The 21,756-nt window shown below is 73.2% G+C and carries 16 protein-coding genes; 9 read left to right on the top strand and 7 right to left on the bottom strand.

Annotation, left to right across the window (positions count from 1 at the left end; all coding sequences use genetic code 11):
• Positions 1-39: 39 nt before the first annotated feature.
• Together IF54_RS0103400 and IF54_RS0103395 are read right to left on the bottom strand one after the other, a co-directional pair.
• Positions 40-948: a pyridoxamine 5'-phosphate oxidase family protein gene (locus IF54_RS0103400; RefSeq protein WP_030314306.1), complete on the bottom strand. Its 909-nt coding sequence runs from the start codon at positions 946-948 to the stop codon at positions 40-42.
• The gene (locus IF54_RS0103395) at positions 945-1,646 is read right to left on the bottom strand and encodes a hemerythrin domain-containing protein (protein WP_107047782.1); all 702 of its coding nucleotides are present in this window, start codon (positions 1,644-1,646) and stop codon (positions 945-947) included. The genes IF54_RS0103400 and IF54_RS0103395 overlap by 4 nt, the downstream gene beginning before the upstream one ends.
• Before the next feature lie 167 nt (positions 1,647-1,813).
• On the opposite strand from IF54_RS0103395, the gene IF54_RS0103390 reads away from it, so the two are divergent.
• From IF54_RS0103390 to rbsD, 6 genes are all read left to right on the top strand, one after another.
• The gene (locus tag IF54_RS0103390; RefSeq protein ID WP_030314302.1) at positions 1,814-5,437 is read left to right on the top strand and encodes a BTAD domain-containing putative transcriptional regulator; all 3,624 of its coding nucleotides are present in this window, start codon (positions 1,814-1,816) and stop codon (positions 5,435-5,437) included.
• 150 nt (positions 5,438-5,587) lie between these two features.
• On the top strand, positions 5,588-6,607 hold the full coding sequence (locus IF54_RS0103385; protein ID WP_030314301.1) for a LacI family DNA-binding transcriptional regulator: 1,020 nt from the start codon (positions 5,588-5,590) through the stop codon (positions 6,605-6,607).
• Positions 6,604-8,130, top strand: a complete 1,527-nt coding sequence (locus IF54_RS0103380) for a sugar ABC transporter ATP-binding protein (RefSeq protein WP_030314299.1) — start codon at positions 6,604-6,606, stop codon at positions 8,128-8,130. The genes IF54_RS0103385 and IF54_RS0103380 overlap by 4 nt, the downstream gene beginning before the upstream one ends.
• The gene (locus tag IF54_RS0103375) at positions 8,120-10,063 is read left to right on the top strand and encodes a substrate-binding domain-containing protein (protein ID WP_030314297.1); all 1,944 of its coding nucleotides are present in this window, start codon (positions 8,120-8,122) and stop codon (positions 10,061-10,063) included. The genes IF54_RS0103380 and IF54_RS0103375 overlap by 11 nt, the downstream gene beginning before the upstream one ends.
• 65 nt (positions 10,064-10,128) lie before the next feature.
• Entirely contained in the window at positions 10,129-11,034 is a 906-nt protein-coding gene (locus tag IF54_RS0103370) for a ribokinase (RefSeq protein ID WP_030314295.1), read from the top strand.
• Positions 11,031-11,420 carry a D-ribose pyranase gene (gene rbsD / locus IF54_RS0103365; RefSeq protein WP_020140853.1) on the top strand — a complete coding sequence of 130 codons (390 nt, stop codon included), beginning with the start codon at positions 11,031-11,033 and terminating at the stop codon, positions 11,418-11,420. Before IF54_RS0103370 ends, rbsD begins: the two co-directional genes overlap by 4 nt.
• A gap of 229 nt (positions 11,421-11,649) precedes the next feature.
• Here rbsD and IF54_RS0103360 read toward each other — a convergent pair whose 3' ends face one another.
• From IF54_RS0103360 to IF54_RS0103350, 3 genes are read right to left on the bottom strand one after another with little or no spacing between them, the layout of a single operon-like run.
• Positions 11,650-12,480, bottom strand: a complete 831-nt coding sequence (locus tag IF54_RS0103360) for a sugar phosphate isomerase/epimerase family protein (protein WP_030314293.1) — start codon at positions 12,478-12,480, stop codon at positions 11,650-11,652.
• On the bottom strand, positions 12,477-13,631 hold the full coding sequence (locus IF54_RS0103355; RefSeq protein WP_030314292.1) for a dihydrodipicolinate synthase family protein: 1,155 nt from the start codon (positions 13,629-13,631) through the stop codon (positions 12,477-12,479). Before IF54_RS0103355 ends, IF54_RS0103360 begins: the two co-directional genes overlap by 4 nt.
• Positions 13,628-14,785 carry a Gfo/Idh/MocA family protein gene (locus IF54_RS0103350; RefSeq protein WP_030314290.1) on the bottom strand — a complete coding sequence of 386 codons (1,158 nt, stop codon included), beginning with the start codon at positions 14,783-14,785 and terminating at the stop codon, positions 13,628-13,630. The genes IF54_RS0103355 and IF54_RS0103350 overlap by 4 nt, the downstream gene beginning before the upstream one ends.
• 298 nt (positions 14,786-15,083) lie before the next feature.
• Here IF54_RS0103350 and IF54_RS0103345 point away from each other — a divergent pair, with 298 nt between their 5' ends.
• Positions 15,084-16,130, top strand: coding sequence for a LacI family DNA-binding transcriptional regulator (locus IF54_RS0103345; protein WP_030314288.1), 1,047 nt, complete (start codon positions 15,084-15,086; stop codon positions 16,128-16,130).
• 232 nt (positions 16,131-16,362) lie between these two features.
• Here IF54_RS0103345 and IF54_RS43195 read toward each other — a convergent pair whose 3' ends face one another.
• On the bottom strand, positions 16,363-18,228 hold the full coding sequence (locus tag IF54_RS43195; protein ID WP_030314286.1) for a methyltransferase: 1,866 nt from the start codon (positions 18,226-18,228) through the stop codon (positions 16,363-16,365).
• A 165-nt stretch (positions 18,229-18,393) separates the two neighbouring features.
• Complete coding sequence (locus IF54_RS0103335; RefSeq protein WP_030314284.1) at positions 18,394-19,575, bottom strand: 4-hydroxybenzoate 3-monooxygenase; 1,182 nt, start codon at positions 19,573-19,575, stop codon at positions 18,394-18,396.
• Between the two features lie 345 nt (positions 19,576-19,920).
• Here IF54_RS0103335 and IF54_RS42925 point away from each other — a divergent pair, with 345 nt between their 5' ends.
• Complete coding sequence (locus tag IF54_RS42925) at positions 19,921-20,712, top strand: DUF4253 domain-containing protein (protein ID WP_030314283.1); 792 nt, start codon at positions 19,921-19,923, stop codon at positions 20,710-20,712.
• A gap of 396 nt (positions 20,713-21,108) precedes the next feature.
• On the top strand, positions 21,109-21,705 hold the full coding sequence (locus IF54_RS0103325; protein WP_030314281.1) for a dihydrofolate reductase family protein: 597 nt from the start codon (positions 21,109-21,111) through the stop codon (positions 21,703-21,705).
• The last annotated feature ends 51 nt before the right edge of the window (positions 21,706-21,756 follow it).

The following is a 21,756-nucleotide window of genomic DNA, read 5'->3' as shown; positions in this document are numbered from 1 at the left end:
TCCGACGCTACAGGCGGGGTACGACAGCCGGGAGCCCGGTCAGGTACGTGCGGCCACCGCGCGGAAGCGGTCCCACTGCACCGGGGGCCGGGTCAGGCCCCGGCGTTGCAGGTACCGGTCGGTGGCGCGCTGGGTGCTGCGCAGGACCCGGATCGCGTCCGTGGGGCGTCCCGAACCCATGGGTTCCAGGACCTTCTCGGGGGCCAGCAGCCAGCCGTCGGCCGTCCGGGCCAGGTGCCCACGGACCACCGCGTTGCGCAGGGCGTTGAGCCGCTCGTCGTGCCGGTGCACCAGCAGCGAGGCGGGGCCCGCGGTCACGGCGCAGTCGTCGGGCGGCCGCACCACGAAGCCACCGGCCGTCGGCACCGGACGGGTCCGGGCCAGGACAGGGGCGCCCGAGGCGTCGCGGCCGGCCAGGACGGCGGTGTCGTAAGGGGCCAACTGGGCGGCTCCGAGCAGCGGCACGGACGGGACGGGTGCCTCGGCGAGCGGGGGTTGTACGGCGGACCGCACGATCAGCTGCTCGGGGGTGACGGTGATGACGAGCCGCAGGTAGTACCAGTCCATCAACCGCCGCATGGGCCGGGCGAGATACGCGCGGCTGTGCGGCTGGCGTACGAACAGGGTCCGCCAGTAGTCCTCCAGGTCCTGCGGGCCGGTCCTGATGTCGTCGGGGCACTCGGCCCGGCCGCCGACGAAGAGCTGACGGGCCTCGGTGAGGCCGCTGCCGGTGGGGTCGGAGAAGAGCAGGGCGACCCGGCCGTCCCGGCGGATGTTCAGCGCCTTCTGCGCGAAGGCGAGGGACGTGGTCAGCACCAGCGTGCCGTCCTCGCGGCGGAGTACCGCCGTGGGCCAGGCCAGTGGTGTCCCGTCCCGGCCCAGCGTCACGAACTCGCAGGTCCGGTAGGCGTCGAGGACGGCCGTCGGCGCCGAGTCGAGCAGGGTCATCGGCCCGCCTCCCCCGCCAGCGGGGCCCGCAGGGCACGGCAGGCCGTGGCGTACTGCCGCCGTCCCACCAGCTTCCAGGCCAGCCGTCCGAGCAGCGGGGCCTTGCCGAGGAAGTAGGCCCGCTCGTCCTCGGTGGCGTCCTCCAGGATCGCACCGATGGCGATCATGACCTTGTCCTTGGGGAGGTTCTCCAGCCCGCGGCGACCGACCAGGTCCCACTCGTCGACCGTCAGGTGCTCGGCGACCAGCGGAAGGACCAGGCGTTCCTCGTCGTCGAGGTGGTCGAGGAGGGCGAGGCGGTGCTCTTCGAGGGCCAGGGCGAGTTCCTGACCGGCCACGCTGTCGGCCGAGCCCTGCCACTGGGGCGCCCACTGCGCCACGGCTTCCAGGGTGCTGTCGATACGGCCGTGCTGCTCCTCCATGCGGGCGACCAGCTCCTCGGCGTCACCGGCCCGGGCCCGCAGCAGCGGCCATATCAACTCGTCCTCCAGGGCGTGGTGGTGGTGCAGCCCCGCGACGTAGTCGGTGAGGTGCGCCGAGATCTGCGCGGACCGCGCCGAGGCTCCGTCGGGTACGGCCCGGACGAGACGGGGCAGCAGTGCCGACTCCCGGCGGAAGACGCGGTGGACGACGACCATTTCGTGTGTGCAGGGGCGGCCGGCGGTGGGGAGACCGGACGAGGTACTGCTGCGGGGCACGCGGTGTCCTTCGATGTTCGGGTGGACGGACGACGGGCGCTCACGCTGCCGGTGTCCGCTTGGCGATGACTTGGCGTGCGCTTGGCGACGGCCCTTGGACCGCGTTGACCAGTGCGTTTACCGCTCGTTGAGGGGATGCGCGCACCGCTCGGATAGATTCCGGCGGCGTGTTGCGTATCAGAGTGCTGGGGCCGTTGGGCGCCGAGGTCGCGGGTGCACCGGTGGAACTGGGCACCCCGCGACAGCGTGCCGTTCTCGCGTTGCTGGTCGCGGCTCGGGGCGCGGTGGTCTCCGTGGACCGGATGGCGGACCAGCTGTGGCGCGGGAGGCCTCCGGCCCGGGCGACCGTGTCCCTCCAGACGTATGTCTCGAACCTACGGCGGCTGCTCGAACCGGAGCGGCCGCCGCGGGCCCCCGCCGCGGTCCTGGTCTCCGCGCCTCCGGGGTACGCCCTGCGGCTGCCCGGGGACGCGGTGGACGCCTGGCGGTTCGGGGCCCGGGTCGAGCGTGCCCGGCGCGCACCGGCGGCGCAGGTCAGGGAGTCGCTGACGGAGGCGCTGGGGTGGTGGCAGGGGCCCGCGTTCCAGGAGCACGCGGACGAGGCCTGGGCGGTGCCCGAGGTGGCCCGGCTGGGCTCGTTGCGCGCCGAGGCCCGGGAACTGGCCGTCGCCGCCGGGCTGTTCACCGGGCACGTCGCCGAGGTCGCGCCGGCCGCCGAGGCCATGGTGCGGGAACGGCCGCTGCGGGAGGAGGGCTGGCGACTCCTGGCTCTGGCCCACTGGGCCGCCGACCGCCGCAGCGACGCGCTCACGGCGCTGCGCCGGGCCCGCCGGACCCTCCGCGACGAGCTCGGCTGCGATCTGTCCCCGGCGCTGGCCGAGTTGGAGCGGGCGATCCTGACCCAGCGGGTGGAGGTGTTGCGGGCGGCAGTGCCTGAGCGGGGGCCTGCCGGAGCGGAACGGGTCTGGCGTGCGGGTGAGTCGACCCCTGCCGTGTCCGAACCTGGCGCTGTGTCGGCCGAGTTGGCCCCAGGAGCATCGCATCGGCCCGTCGGCCAGGACCTCTTCGTGGGCCGTGCCGACGAGCTCCGTGCGCTGGACTCCGCCGCCCGGGCCGCCCGGCGGGGCGGAGGGCTCGTGCTGGTCACCGGGGAGGCCGGGGCCGGCAAGTCCGCTCTGCTCGGTCGGTTCGCCGGGCGGTTGCGGGAGGAAGGGTGGACGGTGGTCGTCGGCCGGTGCCCGGAGCACGAGGGGGCGCCGCCGGCCTGGGCCTGGGCGGAGGCACTGGGGACCCTCGCCCGACTGGCGCCCCCGGCACGGCCCGCCGAGGTGGCGGCACTGCTGCACGACCCGGACGGCACCACGGCCACGACCCGGGACGAGACCACGGTGGCAGCGCTGCTGGGCGGTCCCCACAGCACCTCCGCCACACGCCGGAACGAGGCGATCGCAGCAACGCCGGGCGATCCCGAGGGCCGGGCCGCCACGACCCGGGACGAGGCACGGATGACCTCGCTGCCGCACGAATTCGACGGCACCCCCGCCGCACCCCCCGACGACGCAACCGTGGCAGCCCTGCTGCGCGACCCCGACGGCCGGGGCGCCACGACCCGGGACGAGGCGACCGCCGGGCGGTTCCGGTTGCATCGGGCCTTCGCCGGGTGGTTGCGCGAGGCGGCCGGGAGCGGGCCCGTCGCCGTGCTGCTGGAGGATCTGCACCGGGCCGACGGGCAGACCCTCGCCCTGCTGGAGGCCGCGGCCGCGGTCACCGGGGTGCCCTTGCTGACCGTCGCCTGCTACCGCCCCGCCGAGGTCGGCGAACCGCTGGCCAAGACACTCGCCCACCTCGCTCCCCGGCTGCCGCACCGCATCGCCCTGGCCGGTCTGTCGCCGCGGGACGTGGCCACCGTGGTCGACGCGGTCTGCGGCGGCCCCGTCGACGAGGCCACGGTGGCGACGCTCGCCGCACGCACCGGCGGCAACCCCTTCTACGTCCGGGAGAGCGCACGGCTGCTGGCCGACGAGGGCGCCCTGGTGGCCGTGTCCGAGGTCCCCCAGGGTGTCCGGGACGTGCTGCGCCGGCGCCTCGCCCTGCTGTCCGACGACGCGCGTGCCGCCGTACAGCTCGCGGCGGTCGCCGGCCCCGAGTCCGACGTGGCGCTGCTGGTGGACGCGGCCGAGGCGGACGAGGAGGCCGTGCTGGCCGGTCTGGACGCCGCCGTGGCCGCGGATCTGCTGACCGACCCGGCGCCGGGTCGGGTCCGTTTCGTGCACGCGCTGGTCCGCGACACCGTCTACACCGACCTGTCGGGGATCCGCCGGGCCCGGCTGCACGACCGCATCGCGCAGCGGCTGCGTACGCACCGCCCCGACGACCTGGCGGGCCTGGCCCACCATTTCGCCCGCTCGGGCCGGACGGCCAACGCCCCGCTGGCCGTCGACTACGCGCTGCGGGCGGCGGAGCTCGCCGAGCGGCGGTACGCCCACGACGTGGCCGTAGGGCTCGTCCGGCAGGCGCTGGAGGCGCACACCGCGGTGACCGCCGGCCCCGAGGACCGTCCCGACGGCACGGTCGCGCTGCTGGTGCGGCTGCTGGGCGCGCAGGTGCGGGCCGGTGCCACGGGAGCCGCCCGGCTCACCCGGCGGCAGGCGGTGGACCTGGCCGTACGGGCCGGCCGGGACGACCTGGCCGCAACCGTCTACGGCGCCTGGACCGAGCCCTCGCCCTGGCGCAGCCGCCTGGAGGGCTTCCTGGACCGGACCTCGCTGGCCCACTTGGAGCGGCTCGCCGAGGACCGGGCGCTGGACGGTCCGACCCGCGCGCGTGTGCTCCAGGTGCTGGCGGAGGCGGTGGCGGGCGAGGACGCCCGGCGGGCCCGGGACGCGGCCCGCACCCAGTTGGAGCTGGCGCGTTCCGACGGCGAACCGCGGCTGCTGGCCTCGGCGTTGATGACGTCGGCCGGACTGCTGCCGCACGAGACGCAGGGCGCCGTCCGCACCCCGCTCGTCGACGAACTGCGCGTCCTCGCCCGGGACCACGACCTGCCCGCGCACCGCTGGGTGTGCGAGCACCTCGACGCCCTGAGCGGCGCCGCCCGCAACGATCCGGAGGCGGTGCGCCTGCACACCGCCGCCGGCCTGGAGCTGGCGCACCGCTACCGGATGCGGTGGGCGCGGGGCATCAACACCGCCACGTCGGCCATGCTGGCGGCGGTCGCGGGACGCTTCGCGGAGGCGGAGGCCCGCTACACCGAGGCGGACGGGCTGTTCCAGCGGGTCGGGGCGCACCACGCCACCGCCCCGCGGACGCTCGGCCTGTGGACCATCCGGCTCGCCCAGCGCCGGGAGGCCGAGCTGGAACCGGCGGTCCGCGAGGTGTACGCGTCGGTCGGCACCCCGGTCGCGGTGGCGCACGCCCTCGTCCTGGCCCGGCTGGGGCGCCTGGACGAGGCGGCGGCCGTGCCGTTCCCCGCCCGGCCGGTGACCGACCACCTGTACGGCATGGAGCTGGACTACCGGGCCGAGCTCGCGGTGCTGCTGGACGACCGGGACACGGCGGAGTCGCTGATCGGGGCGCTGCTGCCGCTGAAGGAGCAGTTCGCCGGCGTCGCGGGCGGGGCCTACGCCACCCGGCCCCTCGCGCACGCCCTCGGGGATCTGTACCGGCTGGCCGGGGAGCGGGGGCTCGCGGCCGAGGCCTACGCGCTGGCCGAGCGGGTCGCCCGGATCTGGGGCTCACCGCACCAGACGACCGCCGCCGGCCGAGCGCTCGCGGATCTCAGCCGGAGCTGAACAGCAGCGGTCACCGGAGGCTGCGCGGCGGGAGCCCACCGTGACCGAACATCACGATCCCGTCTCAGGGGCTTGCCAACTTCTGTGTAATCGATTCCAATCCTCGTACACGAGGTCGTGTAATCGATTCCACAAGGAGGTGGAGCGGCGATGGCGAGCATCAAGGACGTCGCTGCCGAGGCGGGGGTCTCCGTCGCCACGGTGTCACGGGTCCTGAACGACCATCCGTCGGTCAGCGCGGACGCACGCACGCGTGTGCTGGCCGCCGTCAAGACGCTGGGCTACCGCCCGAACGCCGTCGCCCGCTCCCTGCGCACCGACCAGACCCACACCCTCGGCCTGGTCATCAGCGACGTGCTCAACCCCTACTTCGGCGAGCTGGCCCGCTCCGTCGAGGAGGAGGCCCGGGCGCTGGGCTACAGCGTGATCATCGGGAACGCCGACGAGCGGCCCGACCTTCAGGACCACCACGTACGCTCCCTCATCGACCGCCGTATCGACGGGCTCCTGGTCTCCCCCACCGACGGCGGCTCCCCGCTGATGCTGGACGCCGTGCGCGCGGGCACGCCGATGGTGTTCGTGGACCGGTGGATCCCGGGCGTGGCCGTGCCGGTGGTCCGGGCCGACGGACGGGCCGCGGTGCGCGAGCTGGTCGCGCATCTGCACGCGCTGGGGCACCGCAGGCTCGCCATCATCGCCGGGCCCGCCGCGACCACGACCGGCCAGGAACGCGTGGTGGCCTTCCGGGAGGCCCTCGAGGCGTACGGCCTCGAACTCCCCGAGGCATACATAGGGCAGGGCGACTTCCAGGCCGAGAGCGGGCGCCGGGTCACCGAGGGCTTCCTCGACCTGCCCGAACCGCCCGAGGTCGTCTTCGCGGCCGACAACCTGATGGCGCTGGGCGCCCTGGACGCCGTACGCGCGCGTGGGCTGCGGGTTCCCGAGGACCTCGCCCTGGCCGCGTTCGACGACATCCCGTGGTTCGTGCACACCGATCCGCCGATCACCGCGATCGCCCAGCCCACGGGCGAGCTGGGACGGGCCGCGGTGCGCGCCCTCGTCGACCGCATCGAGGGGCGGCCGCCCGAGTCGGTCACCCTCCCCGCCCGTCTCGTCGTGCGCCGATCGTGCGGCGAGAACCCCACCCCTGTGCAAAGGAGCACGTCGTGAGCGACAAGGACGAGTTGCTGCGCATCGAGGGCATCCGCAAGACCTTCCCCGGCGTGGTCGCGCTCGACGGCGTCGACTTCGACCTGCGCCGGGGCGAGGTGCATGTGCTGCTCGGCGAGAACGGCGCCGGCAAGAGCACGCTGATCAAGATGCTCTCGGGCGCCTACCACCCCGACGGGGGCCGGGTCCTGGTGGACGGCGAGGAGGTGCACATCCGCGGGGCGCAGGACGCCGAGCGGCTGGGCATCGCCACGATCTACCAGGAGTTCAACCTCGTCCCGGACCTGACGGTCGCCGAGAACATCTTCCTGGGCCGGCAGCCGCGCCGCCTCGGGATGATCGACCGCAGGACCATGGAGGCGGACGCCGAGGTGCTGCTCAAGCGCGTCGGGGTCAATGTGTCGCCCCGCGCGCGGGTGCGTGAACTGGGCATCGCCCGGCTCCAGATGATCGAGATCGCCAAGGCGCTCAGTCTGAACGCGCGTGTCCTGATCATGGACGAGCCGACCGCCGTGCTCACCTCCGAGGAGGTCGACAGGCTCTTCGCGATCGTGCGCACCCTGCGCGAGGACGGCGTGGGGATCGTCTTCATCACCCATCACCTGGAGGAGATCGCGGCCCTCGGCGACCGCGTCACCGTCATCCGGGACGGGAAGTCGGTCGGGCAGGTGCCCGCCACCACCCCCGAGGACGAGCTGGTCCGCCTGATGGTGGGACGGTCGATCGAGCAGCAGTACCCGCGGGAGCGCGGCGACACCGGCCCTGCCCTGCTGAAGGTCGAGGGCCTCACCCGCGACGGCGTCTTCCACGACGTCAGCTTCGAGGTGCACGCGGGCGAGGTGGTCGGCATCGCCGGACTGGTCGGAGCGGGCCGTACCGAGGTCGTGCGGGCCGTGTTCGGCGCGGACCCCTACGACAAGGGGACCGTGCAGGTCGCCGGAGCCGCCCTCAGGGGCCACGACGTGGGCGCGGCCATGGCGGCCGGGATCGGGCTCGTCCCCGAGGACCGCAAGGGACAGGGGCTGGTCCTGGACCAGTCGGTCGAGGAGAACCTGGGCCTGGTGACCATGCGGTCCGCGACCCGCGGCGGGCTCGTCGACCTCAAGGGCCAGCGGGCGGCCGCCGCCCGGATCGCCGAGCAGCTCGGGGTGCGGATGGCGGGCCTGCACCAGCAGGTGCGCACGCTCTCCGGCGGCAACCAGCAGAAGGTCGTCATCGGCAAGTGGCTGCTCGCCGACACCAGGGTGCTGATCCTCGACGAGCCGACGCGCGGCATCGACGTCGGCGCCAAGGTCGAGATCTACCAGCTCGTCAACGAGCTGACGGCGCAAGGGGCCGCCGTCCTCATGATCTCCAGCGACCTGCCCGAGGTGCTCGGCATGAGCGACCGGGTGCTGGTGATGGCCCAGGGCCGGATCGCCGGCGAACTCGACGCCGACCAGGCCACGCAGGACTCCGTGATGGCTCTCGCCGTCAGCACGAACACCGACACGACCGAGAAGGAGGCCCCTCGTGGCCACTGACACGCTCAAGAGCGGAGCGAGCGCGGGTGGTCTGCGCCGTCTCCTGCTCGACAACGGCGCGCTCACCGCGCTGATCGTCCTCGTCATCGCCATGTCGGCGCTGTCAGGCGACTTCCTGACCACCGACAACCTCCTCAACGTCGGCGTGCAGGCGGCCGTGACCGCCATCCTCGCCTTCGGTGTGACCTTCGTGATCGTCTCGGCGGGCATCGACCTGTCGGTCGGCTCGGTGGCGGCCCTGTCGGCCACCGTCCTCGCCTGGAGCGCCACGTCGCACGGCGTGCCGGTCTTCGTGGCGGTGGTGCTCGCCGTCGTCACCGGCATCGCGGCCGGCCTCGTCAACGGTTTCCTCATCGCGTACGGCAAGCTCCCGCCGTTCATCGCCACGCTGGCGATGCTGTCGGTGGCGCGCGGTCTGTCGCTGGTGATCTCCGAGGGCTCCCCGATCGCGTTCCCCGACTCGGTCTCGCACCTCGGTGACACGCTCGGCGGCTGGCTGCCGGTGCCCGTGCTCGTCATGGTCGTCATGGGGCTGATCGCGGCCTTCGTGCTGGGACGGACGTACATCGGCCGCTCCATGTACGCGATCGGCGGCAACGAGGAGGCGGCCCGTCTCTCCGGCCTCAGGGTGCAGAAGCAGAAGCTCGCCATCTACGCGCTGTCCGGTGTCTTCGCCGCCGTCGCGGGTGTCGTGCTGGCCGCCCGGCTCTCCTCGGCGCAGCCGCAGGCCGCCGACGGCTACGAGCTGGACGCGATCGCCGCGGTCGTCATCGGCGGTGCCTCGCTCGCGGGCGGCACCGGCAAGGCGTCCGGGACGCTGATCGGCGCGCTGATCCTCGCGGTGCTCAGGAACGGCCTCAACCTCCTCAACGTCTCCGCGTTCTGGCAGCAGGTCGTCATCGGTGTCGTCATCGCGCTGGCGGTGCTCCTGGACACCGTGCGCCGCAAGGCCGGGGCGACCCCGGTGGCCGCGGGTGCCGGCGGACCGGGCGGCAAGGGGCGCCAGGCGGTGACGTACGGTCTCGCGGCCGTGGTGACCGTGGCGATCGTCGGCGCGACCTCCTTCCTGCACAACGACTCGTCCTCGACGGCGAACCCGAAGGTGGGTCTGTCGCTGTCGACCCTCAACAACCCGTTCTTCGTGCAGATCCGCTCGGGCGCCCAGGCCGAGGCGAAGAAGCTGGGCGTGGACCTGACCGTCACGGACGCCCAGAACGACGCCTCCCAGCAGGCCAACCAGCTCCAGAACTTCACCAGTTCGGGCCTGGGCGCGATCATCGTCAACCCGGTGGACTCGGACGCGGCGAGCAACTCCGTGAAGGCCGCCGACAAGGCGAAGATCCCGGTGATCGCCGTGGACCGGGGCGTCAACCAGGCGTCGGTGGACGCTCTCGTGGCCTCCGACAACGTGGCGGGCGGTGAACTCGCCGCCAAGACCATCGGCGAGAAGCTCGGCGGCAAGGGCAAGATCGTCATCCTCCAGGGCCAGGCGGGCACGTCGGCCGCCCGGGAGCGCGCGGAGGGCTTCGCCAACGGCCTCAAGGCCTACCCGGGCATCCAGGTCGTCGCCCAGCAGCCGGCCGACTTCGACCGCACCAAGGGACTCGACGTGATGTCGAACCTGCTCCAGGCGCACCCGGACGTCCAGGGCGTCATCGCCGCCAACGACGAGATGGCGCTCGGCGCGATCAAGGCGCTCGGCTCCAAGGCCGGAAAGTCGGTCTCGGTGGTCGGCTTCGACGGCACTCCGGACGGTCTGGACGCGGTCAAGGACGGCACGATGTACGCGTCCGTGGCACAGCAGCCCTCCCTGCTGGGCAAAATCGCGGTGGACAACGCGCTGAAGGCCATCGACGGCAAGAAGGTCCAGGAGATGATCAAGGTGCCGGTGAAGGTGGTCACCAAGGAGAACGTGGCCGGTTTCACGGGCTGACGACGGCGTACCGGCGGGCGGTCGAGCGACGGCCCGCCCCGCGTCCCGACTAGGGGAGTCACTTCATGTACGACTACGACCTACTGGTCGTAGGGTCGGCCAACGCCGACCTGGTGATCGGCGTAGAGCGGCGGCCGGGGGCCGGCGAGACGGTACTGGGCTCGGACCTGGCCGTGCACCCGGGCGGCAAGGGCGCCAACCAGGCCGTCGCGGCCGCCCGGTTGGGGGCGCGTACGGCGTTGCTGGCCCGGGTCGGCGACGACGGGCACGGCCGGCTGCTGCTGGAGTCGCAGCGGGCGGCCGGGGTCGACACCGTGGGGGTGCTGGTCGGCGGGGCGCCGACGGGGGTCGCGCTGATCACCGTAGACCCGTCGGGGGACAACAGCATCGTGGTGTCGCCGGGCGCCAACGGACGGCTCACGCCGGGCGACGTGCGGGCGGCGACGAGCCTCTTCCACGCCTCCCGGGTGGTGTCGACCCAGCTGGAGATCCCGCTGGAGACGGTCGTGGAGGTCGTACGGAATCTGGCGCCGGGCAGCCGGTTCGTGCTGAACCCGTCGCCGCCGCGGCCGTTGCCCACGGAGGTGCTGGCCGCCTGCGATCCGCTGATCGTCAACGAGCACGAGGCGCAGGTGATCCTGGGCGAGGCGTGCGTGAGCGACCGGCCCGAGGACTGGGCGGGGCTGCTGCTCGCCAAGGGACCGCGCTCGGTGGTGGTGACCCTGGGCGCGGAGGGCTCGCTGGTGGCCTCCTCGCCGACGGACGTGACCCGGGTGGCGTCGGTGAAGGTGGACGCGGTGGACACGACCGGGGCCGGGGACGCCTTCACGGCGGCGCTGGCCTTCCGGCTGGGGGCCGGGGCCTCCCTGGCGGACGCGGCCTCCTACGCGTCCCGGGTCGGAGCGGTCGCGGTGACCCGGCAGGGTGCGCAGGACTCCTTCCCGACCGCGCGGGAGGTCGAGGCGTTGTGAAGAGGGCCGGAATACTGAACCGCCATCTCTCCGGCGCGCTGGCCGAGCTGGGCCACGGGGACGGGGTGCTGGTGTGTGACGCCGGGATGCCGATCCCGGACGGGCCGCGGGTGGTGGACCTGGCCTTCAGGGCCGGGGTGCCGTCCTTCGCCGTGGTCCTGGACGGGCTGCTCGCCGAGCTGGTCGTGGAGGGCGCGACGGCGGCGGAGGAGGTGCGCGAGGCGAACCCGGCGGCGGCCGCGCTGCTCCAGACGGAGTTCCCCGACCTCGTCCTGGTCTCGCACGAGAAGCTGAAGGAGCTGTCGGCGGGCGCCCGCCTGATCGTCCGCACGGGCGAGGCCCGGCCGTACGCGAACGTGCTGCTGCGGTGCGGGGTGTTCTTCTAGCCCGCCTGCTTCGCTCCCGCCTGCTTCGCTCCCGCCTGCTTCGCTTCCGGCGCGGAATTCGAAAGGGCCCGGTCACAGACCGGGCCCTCTCGGGTTTTCCCCTCCCCGTCAGAACCCCGCGATCCCCCCAGATCTCCCCCCGGGTGTCCTGACACCGAGTACGACAGGCGAGGTGGGAGAAGGGTTGTACGGGATCCCGGATTTTTTTCTCGGCCCCGGCCCGCGCCCCTCACAGGGTGTGGGCGACGAACCTCTCGGCGGTCTCCGCGAGGACCTCGCGGCCGTCCCGGGCCCACAGGGCGTCGTTGAACAGTTCGACCTCGATGGCGCCCGTGTAACCGGCCGCCTCGACGTACCGCTGCCACTCGCGCATGTCGATCGAGCCGTCGCCGATCTGCCCGCGGCCGTTGAGGACGCCCTCGGGCAGCGGGGTCGTCCAGTCGGCGAGCTGGAAGGTGTGGATACGGCCGCCGGCGCCTGCGCGGGCGATCTGCGCGGGCGCGTTGTCGTCCCACCAGATGTGGTACGTGTCCACCGTGACGCCGACCTGGTGGGCTGGGAAGCGCTCCGCGAGGTCGAGGGCCTGGGTGAGCGTGGAGACCACGCAGCGGTCGGACGCGTACATGGGGTGCAGCGGCTCGATGGCCAGCTTCACCCCGTGCTCCTCGGCGTACGGGCCGAGGACCGCCAGGGCGTCCGCGATGCGCTCACGGGCGCCGAGCAGGTCCTTGGAGCCGGCCGGGAGGCCGCCGGAGACCAGGACCAGGGTGTCGGTGCCGAGGGTGGCGGCCTCGTCGACCGCGCGCCGGTTGTCGTCCAGGGCGGCGGCCCGCTCGTCGGGGTGGATCGCCGTGAAGAAGCCGCCCCGGCACAGCGTGGTGACGGTCAGGCCCGCGTCACGGACCAGCTTGGCCGTCTCCTCGACGCCGTACGACTGGACGGGCTCGCGCCACAGGCCCACGCCCGGGATGCCCAACTCCAGGCAGCCTTGGACCAGTTCCGGGATCGACAGCTGCTTGACCGTCATCTGGTTGATGGAGAAGCGGGACAGGTCGGTCACTGGTTCACCCCGTACAGGGACAGCAGGTTCTTCATGCGCTCCTCGGCGAGCTTCGGGTCCGGGAACAGGCCCAGTCCGTCGGCGAGTTCGTAGGCGCGCGCGAAGTGCGGCAGGGAGCGGGCCGACTGGAGGCCGCCGACCATCGTGAAGTGCGACTGGTGACCGGCCAGCCAGGCCAGGAACACCACGCCCGTCTTGTAGAAGCGGGTCGGCGCCTGGAAGAGGTGCCGGGACAACTCGACCGTGGGGTCGAGGAGTTCACGGAAGCCCTTGGCGTCCCCGGTGTCCAGCACCCGCACCGCCTGGGCCGCGAGCGGGCCCAGCGGGTCGAAGATGCCGAGCAGGGCGTGGGAGAAGCCCTGGTCGTCGCCCGCGATCAGCTCGGGGTAGTTGAAGTCGTCGCCGGTGTAGCAGCGCACGCCCTGCGGGAGGCGGCGGCGGATGTCGATCTCGCGCTGCGCCTCCAGCAGGGAGACCTTGATGCCGTCGACCTTGTCCGAGTGGGCCGCGATGACCTCCAGGAAGATGTCGGTCGCCGCGTCCAGGTCGGACGAGCCCCAGTAGCCCTCCAGCGCCGGGTCGAACATCGGGCCCAGCCAGTGCAGGATCACCGGCTCGGACGCCTGGCGCAGGAGGTGGCCGTAGACCTCCAGGTAGTCCTCGGGGCCCTTGGCGGCGGCCGCGAGGGCCCGGGAGGCCATCAGGATGGCCTGGGCGCCGGACTCCTCGACGAGGGCGAGCTGCTCCTCGTAGGCGGCCCGGACCTCGGCGAGGCCGGCGGGGCCGGTGAGCTGGTCGGTGCCGACACCGCACGCGATGAGCCCGCCGACCGACTTGGCCTCGGCGGCGCTGCGGCGGATCAGCTCGGCCGCGCCTGCCCAGTCCAGGCCCATCCCGCGCTGGGCGGTGTCCATCGCCTCGGCGACCCCGAGCCCGTGCGACCACAGGTGGCGGCGGAAGGCGAGGGTGGCGTCCCAGTCGACGGCGGCCGGGGAGTCCGGCGACACGTCCGCGAACGGGTCGGCGACGACATGCGCCGCCGAGAAGACCGTACGGGAGGTGAGGGGGGTGCCCGGGGTGGCGGCGAACGGCTCCGTGCGGGGCTCGTACGCCTTGGATTCCCCGTTGCCGGTGGGGAGTTGGATCGTCACAGCGAGATCTCCGGTACGTCGAGACGGCGGCCCTCCGCCGAGGACTTCAGGCCCAGTTCGGCGAGCTGGACACCGCGGGCGCCGGCGAGGAGGTCCCACTGGTAGGGGGCGTCGGCGTAGACATGCTTGAGGAAGAGCTCCCACTGGGCCTTGAAGCCGTTGTCGAACTCGGCGTTGTCCGGGACCTCCTGCCACTGGTCGCGGAAGACCTCGGTGGCGGGGATGTCGGGGTTCCAGACCGGCTTGGGGGTGGCGCTGCGGTGCTGGACACGGCAGTTGCGCAAGCCCGCGACGGCGGAGCCCTCCGTGCCGTCGACCTGGAACTCCACGAGCTCGTCGCGGTTGACGCGGACGGCCCAGGAGGAGTTGATCTGGGCGATCGCGCCGCCGTCCAGCTCGAAGATGCCGTAGGCGGCGTCGTCGGCGGTGGCGTCGTAGGGCTTGTCGTCCTCGTCCCAGCGCTGCGGGATGTGGGTGGCGGTGAGGGCCTGGACGGACTTCACGCGGCCGAACAGCTCGTGGAGCACGTACTCCCAGTGCGGGAACATGTCGACGACGATGCCGCCGCCGTCCTCGGCCCGGTAGTTCCAGCTCGGACGCTGGGCCTGCTGCCAGTCGCCCTCGAAGACCCAGTAGCCGAACTCGCCGCGGATGGAGAGGATCCGGCCGAAGAAGCCGCCGTCGATGAGGCGCTTGAGCTTGAGCAGGCCCGGCAGGAACAGCTTGTCCTGGACGACGCCGTGCTTGATGCCGGCCGCGTTCGCGAGGCGGGCCAGCTCCAGGGCGCCCTCCAGACCGGTGGCGGTGGGCTTCTCGGTGTAGATGTGCTTGCCGGCGGCGATCGCCTTCTTGATCGACTCCTCGCGCGCGGAGGTGACCTGGGCGTCGAAGTAGATGTCGACGGTCGGGTCGGCGAGGACCGCGTCCACGTCGGTGGAGATGTTGTCCAGGCGCAGGCCGTGCTGCTCGGCGAGTGCTTTCAGGGCGTGCTCGCGGCGGCCGACCAGGACCGGCTCGGGCCACAGCACCGTGCCGTCGCCGAGGTCAAGGCCGCCCTGCTCGCGGATCGCGAGGATGGAGCGGACCAGGTGCTGGCGGTAGCCCATGCGCCCCGTCACACCGTTCATGGCGATACGCACCGTCTTGCGTGTCACGTCATTCCCTTCGTAGGAGTCGTACGCGGTTGTCCGCGCCGCGCACGCTCCTCTGATGAGCGTTACAGCAAGCGCTTTCTATCCAAGAAGAAGCTAGCCTCTCGGCAGCGGTCTGGACAAGACCGCGGGAGGGGTGAGTTGTTCGAGGGGGCGAACAACGGGGGTCAGGGGGCTTAAGGTCGGCTCGGAACCGGGCTCCGAGGGCCCGCGTGTACGACGGAGTACGACTGAGATGCGCCGAGGCGGGTCCGGGCACCACGCCAGGACCCGCGGAGGCGCGCGACCGGAGGACGACGAGATGACGGTGACCCTGGCGGACGTGGCGGCCCGCGCCCAGGTCTCCCCCGCGACGGTGTCGCGCGTACTGAACGGCAACTATCCCGTGGCCGCGTCCACCCGCGAGCGGGTGCTGCGAGCCGTGGACGAGCTGGACTACGTGCTGAACGGTCCGGCGAGCGCGCTCGCCGCAGCCACCTCGGACCTCGTCGGAATCCTCGTGAACGACATCGCCGACCCCTTCTTCGGGATCATGGCCGGGGCCATCCAGTCCGAGATCGGCGGCCCGGGCGGGCGCGCGGGCGGTGAACGGCTGGGTGTGGTCTGCAACACAGGCGGGTCCCCGGAACGGGAACTGACCTATCTGACCCTGCTCCAGCGGCAGCGGGCGGCGGCCGTCGTGCTCACCGGCGGTGCGGTCGAGGACGCGCCGCACCAGGCCGCGATGGCCGCGAAGCTGCGGAAGCTCGCGGACGCGGGCACGCGGATCGTGCTGTGCGGGCGGCCGCCGTCGCCGGAGACCGGCGCGATCGCGCTCACCTTCGACAACCGGGGCGGCGGCAAGGAACTCACCGAGCACCTCATCGGGCTCGGGCACCGCAGGCTCGGCTACATCGCCGGGCCCGAGGAGCGGACGACCACCCGGCACCGGCTGGAGGGGCACCGGGCGGCCCTCGCGGCGCACGGGATCGAGGAGGACCCCCGCTGGACGGTCCACGGCCGCTACGACCGGCGGTCCGGGTACGAGGCCACACTGGAGCTGCTGCGGCGGGACCCCTCGCTCACGGCCGTGGTGGCGGCGAACGACTCCGTCGCCCTGGGGGCGTGCGCGGCGCTGCGGGACTCCGGACTGCGGATCCCGGACGACGTCTCCGTCGCCGGGTTCGACGACCTGCCGTTCAGCATCGACGCGGTGCCCGCTCTGACGACGGTGCGGTTGCCGCTCGCGGAGGCGGGGGCGCGGGCGGGCCGGATCGCGATGGGGCGGGAGGAGCCGCCGCCCGGGGGGATCGCGACGGTTCGGGGGGAGTTGATGGTGCGGGGGTCTAGCGGGGTTCCTCGGGGGTGACGTCCGGGAGGTGAGCGGGGCTTCTCGGGGCTGACGTTTGGAAGGTGAGCGCGGGGGTTCCTCGGGGCTGACATCCGGGAGGTGAGCGGGGTTTCTCGGGCTGACGATTGGAAGGTGGGCGCGGGTGCGGGCCGCGCGTGAGCCGACCTCGGCCGGAGGGAGCTGATGCGGGCCGGCGGGAGTTGACGCCAGTGAGCGGGCGTTGACGCCGGTCAGCGGGGGCTGACTGCCCTCACCGCCTCCTGAAGCGCAACAGCGCCGCCTGCAAAGGGAGTTCGTGGCTGGACGCGAAGTCGAGGCCCGCCTCGTCGAGCAGTCGGCGGTAGTGGTCCTCCGTGCGCTCGCGGCCGCCGACGTTGCACAGCATGTGCAGGTCCCAGGCGACGGCTAGGGAGAGCCGGGCGTCCGTCGGCAACAGCCGCTCGATCAGCAGGAGTTCGCTGCCCGGGGCCATGGCCTGCGCGCACCGGCGCAGGATCGTCAGGCAGCGCTCGTCGTCCCAGTCGTGGAGGACCCGGGACAGCACGTACAGGTCGCCGCCGCCGGGGACCTCGGACGTGAAGTCCCCCGCCACGAACCGGCAGCGGTCGGCCAGGCCCGCCTCCGCGAAGGCCTTCTCCGCGGCCTCGACGGCGTGCGGCCGCTCCAGCAGGACACCGCGGAGGTGCGGGGCCGCGCCCAGCAGCCGCCCGAGGAGTTCGCCGTTGCCGCCGGCGACGTCCACCACGACCCGGTGGGCGGAGAGGTCCACGAGACCGGCCACGGGGGCGAACATGGGCGCGCTCGCCGCCATGGCCCGGTCGAACAGGTCGGCGAGTTCCGGGTGGCGTGCGAAATGGGGGAAGTGGTGTTCGCCGAAGACCTTCGCGAACGCCTCCTCCCCGGTCCGCACGGAGTGCGCGAGCTCGCCGAAGGAGCGGTAGAACGGGCCGCCGTAGAGCAGGGCGAGCGGCTGGAAGGAGTCGGCGGCACCGGTGCGCAGCGGCTCCCCCAGCTCCGTGAGGTGGTAGGCGCCGCCGGGGTCCGCCGCCACCAGGCCCAGACCGGCGAGGTGGCGCAGCAGCCGGCCGAGGCTGTCGGCGTGGCAGCCGGTCAGTCCGGCGAGGAGGGTCAGGTCGGCGCCGGGGTGGGCGTCCAGGTGGTCGGCGAGCCGGAGTTCGGCGGCCACGGCGATCGCCTGCGTGGTCCAGGCACCCGTCATCAGGTGCAGCAGCCGGTCCCGGGGACGGTCCCCAGCAGCGGACGTGTGACCGAGGGTGCCGGGTGCCTGCGGCGCGTGGCCGAGGGCGCCCGGTGACTGCGGCGCGTGGGCAAGGGCGCCCGGTGACTGCGGCGCGTGGGCAAGGGCGCCCGGTGACTGCGGCGCGTGGCCGAGGGGGGCGGGTGACTGCGGCGCGTGGCCGAGGGGGGCGGGTGACCGCCGGTTCGCCGAGCGGCGCAGGTGGGCGGCGAGGAGCTCCGGGTGCCGGCCGGGGACGTAGAGCTCGATGCGGTGCTCGCCCGCGCGGAAGTAGAGCACGGTGGCGTTCTCGTGCGGGTTGTGACCGCCGCTGTCGGCGTGGGCGCCGGCCCGGTCGAGCAGCAGCGCCGTCAGACCGTGCAGGACCACCGGCGTGGGCGCCACGACCTCGAACGCGATGTGGGCCTCGTCGCCGCTCGCGCGTTCGGCCGCCGCGAGGGTCGCGAGGTCCGAGCCCTGCGGCACCTCCAGGGCGAAGACCTCGATCTCGCCGTGCCCGCCGGGGGTGTCGGGCACCGACGCCCTGAGGATGCCGACCGGCAGGGTGCCGGCGGGTCGGCCGTGACGCCGGGCGAGCCGCCCGCGGACGACCACGCTCGGGGTCAACTCTCCGACGTGCAGACCTCGTTCGGCCAGTTCCTCACCCAGGCCGGCGAGCGTCCGGGGAAAGACGAGCAGGGCGGTGTGGGCCAGCCGCAGCGTCCCGGTGAGCGCCTGCCGCTCGTCGGCGGTCAGGTCCGGCAGCAGGACGTCGAGGGCGCTCGCCGTGTCGTTGCTGCGGACGAACGCGGCCGCCTGCTCGATGCGGTCGAGGTCCGCCGGGGAGAGCGAGCGCTCCGGTGCCGACGCGAAGGGCATGGGTGTCCTCTGGGTGTAGGTGTGGGTGTGGGCGTGGGTGTGGGCGTGGGGGGATGAGGGCGAGGGTGAGGTGCTGTCGGGCGGTGGCTGTGGGGCTCGGCGTGGACGAGGAGCCGGGTCGGTCGCGAAGTGCCTCACACGCCCGCGGTCAAGCGGGCAAGTGCCCTACACGCCGACGTAGTTGTCGGCGAAGGAGTGCTGCTGGGCCCTGGACGTGCGCAGGTGCTCCAGGCGGGAGTCGCGCAGGGCGCGAAGGAAACGGGACTCCTCGTCGTCGCCGGCAGGGGCGTGCAGGAGGCCGATCATCCAGTGGGAGAACTCCTGGGCCCGCCAGATCCTGGGCAGACAGGTGGCCGAGTAGCGGGCCAGCGGCTCCTCGTCGCCCTCGTGGACGGCGACGGCGAACGCCCGGGCCAGGGTCTCGGCCGCCATGACGGCGAGGTTGGCGCCCTTGGCCGCCGAGGGGCTGATGAGGCCCGCCGCGTCGCCGGCGAGGAACAGCCGCCCGTACTGCATCGGGTCCAGTACGTCGGACTCCAGGTCGACCACGGCCCGCTCCAGGACGGGTCCCCGGCGCAGCGGGCCGAACCGTTCCGCCCGCATGCGCAGGTCGAGTTCCTCCCAGAGGGCCGCCTCGCTCCAGGAGGCCGGGTCCGTGCCGGGCTCGCACTGGAGGTAGTACCGGGTGACGGAGGGGGTGCGGGCCATGTGACCGGCGAAGCCCCGGTCGTGGACGGCGTAGGTGACCGCGGGCAGCGCGGGGGGTGTCCCGACGAGCAGGGCGAGCCAGGAGACGCCGTGCCGTCGCCGGTGCGGGCGGGCCGCGTCGGCCGGAACCCGGCGGCGGCACACCCCGTGGCGGCCGTCGCACCCCGCGACGTACCGGCCCGTCAGCCGGTACGGCGTTCCGTCCTCCCGGTGCGCGAGGAGCCAGGGCCGTGCACCGTCCAGTCCGCCCACCTCGCTCACCGGGGTCCCGAAGCGCAGGTCGCCGCCGCGGCGCAGGAACTCGGCGACGAGGTCGGCCACGAGGTGCTGCTGGGGGTAGACGGTGTGGGCCTCTTCCCGGCCGAGAGCGCCGTAGCGCAGGGCGAACTCCCCCCGCTCGCTGCGGAAGACGCAGGTGTCGTGCCGGGTGCCGCGGGCCAGGAGTCCGGTGCCGAGGCCGTTGTCGACGAGGACACGGACCGTGGCCTCCGCCAGGAACCCCGCCCGGGCGCGCCGCTCGACGTGCGCGCGGCTGCTCCGCTCCACGATCAGACAGTCGACTCCGGCTGCCAGCAGCAGATTCCCCAGTACGAGCCCGGCGGGCCCGGCGCCGACGATCAGTACTGTCGCCCCACCCATGGAGGACCGTTTTTCCACCGTGCTCCCCGCCTCTTTGAAGATCCGGGAGGATTCAAGCAAGGTGTGGAGAACAGGTGGATACGAGGCATTGGCCCAAATGAGCGGACATGGCGCGGAGTTGACGTGGCCGACCGCTCATGACCTGGGACGGTTCCGACGCCGCCGTCACCCCACGCGGACGCCGTTTCACTCGTTCGAGGAATGCGGGCGCGCGCGTACCGAAGAGATTCCGGCCGCCTGTTCCACCGGCGCACGACGGCTCACCCATCGGTTCCGGTCCGCCGCGGGGGCGTCGGAGGGCACGGGCCCCGGGTCGTTGTCAGTGGGTGGCCCTATCGTCCCGGCATGGTCTTTCACCTGCCCGCCGGGCTGACTTCGGGACGGTTCGAGCGGCGAGAATCCGCGGAGGTCTGGATCTCCGACGGACTGCCCGACGCACTGGAGGAGCTCTGGGCCGACCTGCTCCGGCAGGCTCCGGTCACCGGCTTGCAGCCGCACCTGTGCTGGCCGGGTGATCACGGCAGGCCCGAGACGTCGGCCGCCGCAGACGCCGTACGCCTTGAAGAGGTCCTCGCGGCCGACTTCGCCGCGTACCGGGAGGAGCGCCTGCCGTTCTGGACCGCCCCGCCCTCCCTGGAGCTGCCGGAGGGCACTCCGGAGGGCGTCGCTCCCTGGCCGCACGATCCGGGGCCGCCGTTCGACAGCTGGCCGGGGCTCGCGCCCGCGGGGCCGGAGAGCAGCACCGGTCAGGGTCCCGAGGAGGCCGCGGCTCGAACCGCCGTCGACCTGTGCACCGGGGGGTACCCCTCCGGCCTCGCCCTCGCATTGGTCCCCGCCCGCCGCTCCGCCGACGTCCCGGCGATCGTCGGCTGGGACCACGAGGCGCCCGTTCCGCTGCTGACCGCCCTGCTGCGGAGCTGGGAGGAGCGGTTCGGGGCCCGGGTCGTCGCCGCGTACGGCGGGGAGGTCCTGGTGTCCGTCGCCCGGCCGCCCCTCGACCCGGCCCACGCGGAGCGGCTCGCCCTGGAGCATGTGCTGTCCACCGCGGACAACATCGTGGACGACCCGCCGACGCCCTTCCCGGAGTACGCACGCGGGCTCGTGGGACGGACGGAGTGGCGGTTCTGGTGGGACTGAGGTGGGGGGCGGCATGGGGGGGGCGCGCCCTCTCAGGGGCCCGGCACAGGGCGCGCCATCCCTGGAGCCCGGCACGGGGCGCGCACCGCCTGAGAGCCCGGCACGGGGCGCGCGCCGTCTGAGGGCCCGGCTCGGTTCCGCTCGACGCGGCTCGACTCGGCCCGGCTCTGTTCCGCCCGGCGCGGCTCGACTTGGCCCGGCTCGACTTGGCCCGGCTCGGTTCGGTTCCGCTCGGCTCAGTTCCGCTCGGTTCGGTTCCGCCCGGCTCGGTTCCGCTCGGCTCGCCTAGGTTCCGCCCGCTTCGATGAGACCGTACCGATGACTTTTCCGGCCCGCCCCGGTCTGTACTGCCGTAGTCACCCGAGCGGGAAACGACAAGGAACTGGAGTGAGTGGCATGCGTGTCGTCGTCAGTGAGTTCATCAGTCTGGACGGGGTCGTGCAGGCGCCCGGCGGTCCCCAGGAGGACACCGACGGCGGTTTCGCGCACGGGGGCTGGTCGCACCCCTACTTCGACGAGGAGCTGCTCGGCCCCGTGTTCGGCGAGGGGATGGCGCGCGCGGAGGCGCTGCTGTACGGGCGGCGGACGTACCTGACCATGGCGGGGGCGTGGCCGGAGCGGGCCGGGGACCCGTTCGCCGACCGGCTGAACTCCCTGAAGAAGTACGTCGTGACGGACACCCTCGGCGACGACGAGCTGACCTGGAACAACACCGAGCGCATCCCGGGTTCCGACGCCGTGGCGCGGATCCGCGCACTGCGGGAGACGGAGGGCGGCGAGCTGGCGATGATGGGCAGCCCCACGCTCGTGCGGACCCTCATCAGCGAGGGACTCGTCGACGAGCTCCAGCTCATCGTGATGCCGGTGCTGCTCGGCGGCGGCAAGTCGATCTTCCCGGAGGACGGGGCGAAGCGGCCTTTCGAGCTGGTGTCCACGGTCGCCGGGAAGACCGGCGTGCAGCTGTGCGTGTACCGGCCCGCCACCGAGGGCTAGCCGCGGGAGGCGCGGACGTCATACGCTCGGTCCGACACTATCTCTGACTGA

The sequence above is a fragment of the Streptomyces sp. NRRL B-3229 genome (assembly GCF_000719505.1).
GTDB classification, from domain to species: Bacteria; Actinomycetota; Actinomycetes; order Streptomycetales; family Streptomycetaceae; genus Streptomyces; species Streptomyces griseorubiginosus.
This window is presented reverse-complemented; position numbering and strand designations above follow the sequence as displayed.

Bases quoted from the DNA above. Each gene is read 5' to 3' on its own strand.
- IF54_RS0103335 (WP_030314284.1), bottom strand. From the start codon at position 19,575: ATGGGTGGGGCGACAGTACTGATCGTCGGCGCCGGGCCCGCCGGGCTC.
- IF54_RS42925 (WP_030314283.1), top strand. From the start codon at position 19,921: ATGGTCTTTCACCTGCCCGCCGGGCTGACTTCGGGACGGTTCGAGCGG.
- IF54_RS0103400 (WP_030314306.1), bottom strand. From the start codon at position 948: ATGACCCTGCTCGACTCGGCGCCGACGGCCGTCCTCGACGCCTACCGG.
- IF54_RS0103370 (WP_030314295.1), top strand. From the start codon at position 10,129: ATGTACGACTACGACCTACTGGTCGTAGGGTCGGCCAACGCCGACCTG.
- IF54_RS0103325 (WP_030314281.1), top strand. From the start codon at position 21,109: ATGCGTGTCGTCGTCAGTGAGTTCATCAGTCTGGACGGGGTCGTGCAG.
- IF54_RS43195 (WP_030314286.1), bottom strand. From the start codon at position 18,228: ATGCCCTTCGCGTCGGCACCGGAGCGCTCGCTCTCCCCGGCGGACCTC.
- IF54_RS0103345 (WP_030314288.1), top strand. From the start codon at position 15,084: ATGACGGTGACCCTGGCGGACGTGGCGGCCCGCGCCCAGGTCTCCCCC.
- IF54_RS0103385 (WP_030314301.1), top strand. From the start codon at position 5,588: ATGGCGAGCATCAAGGACGTCGCTGCCGAGGCGGGGGTCTCCGTCGCC.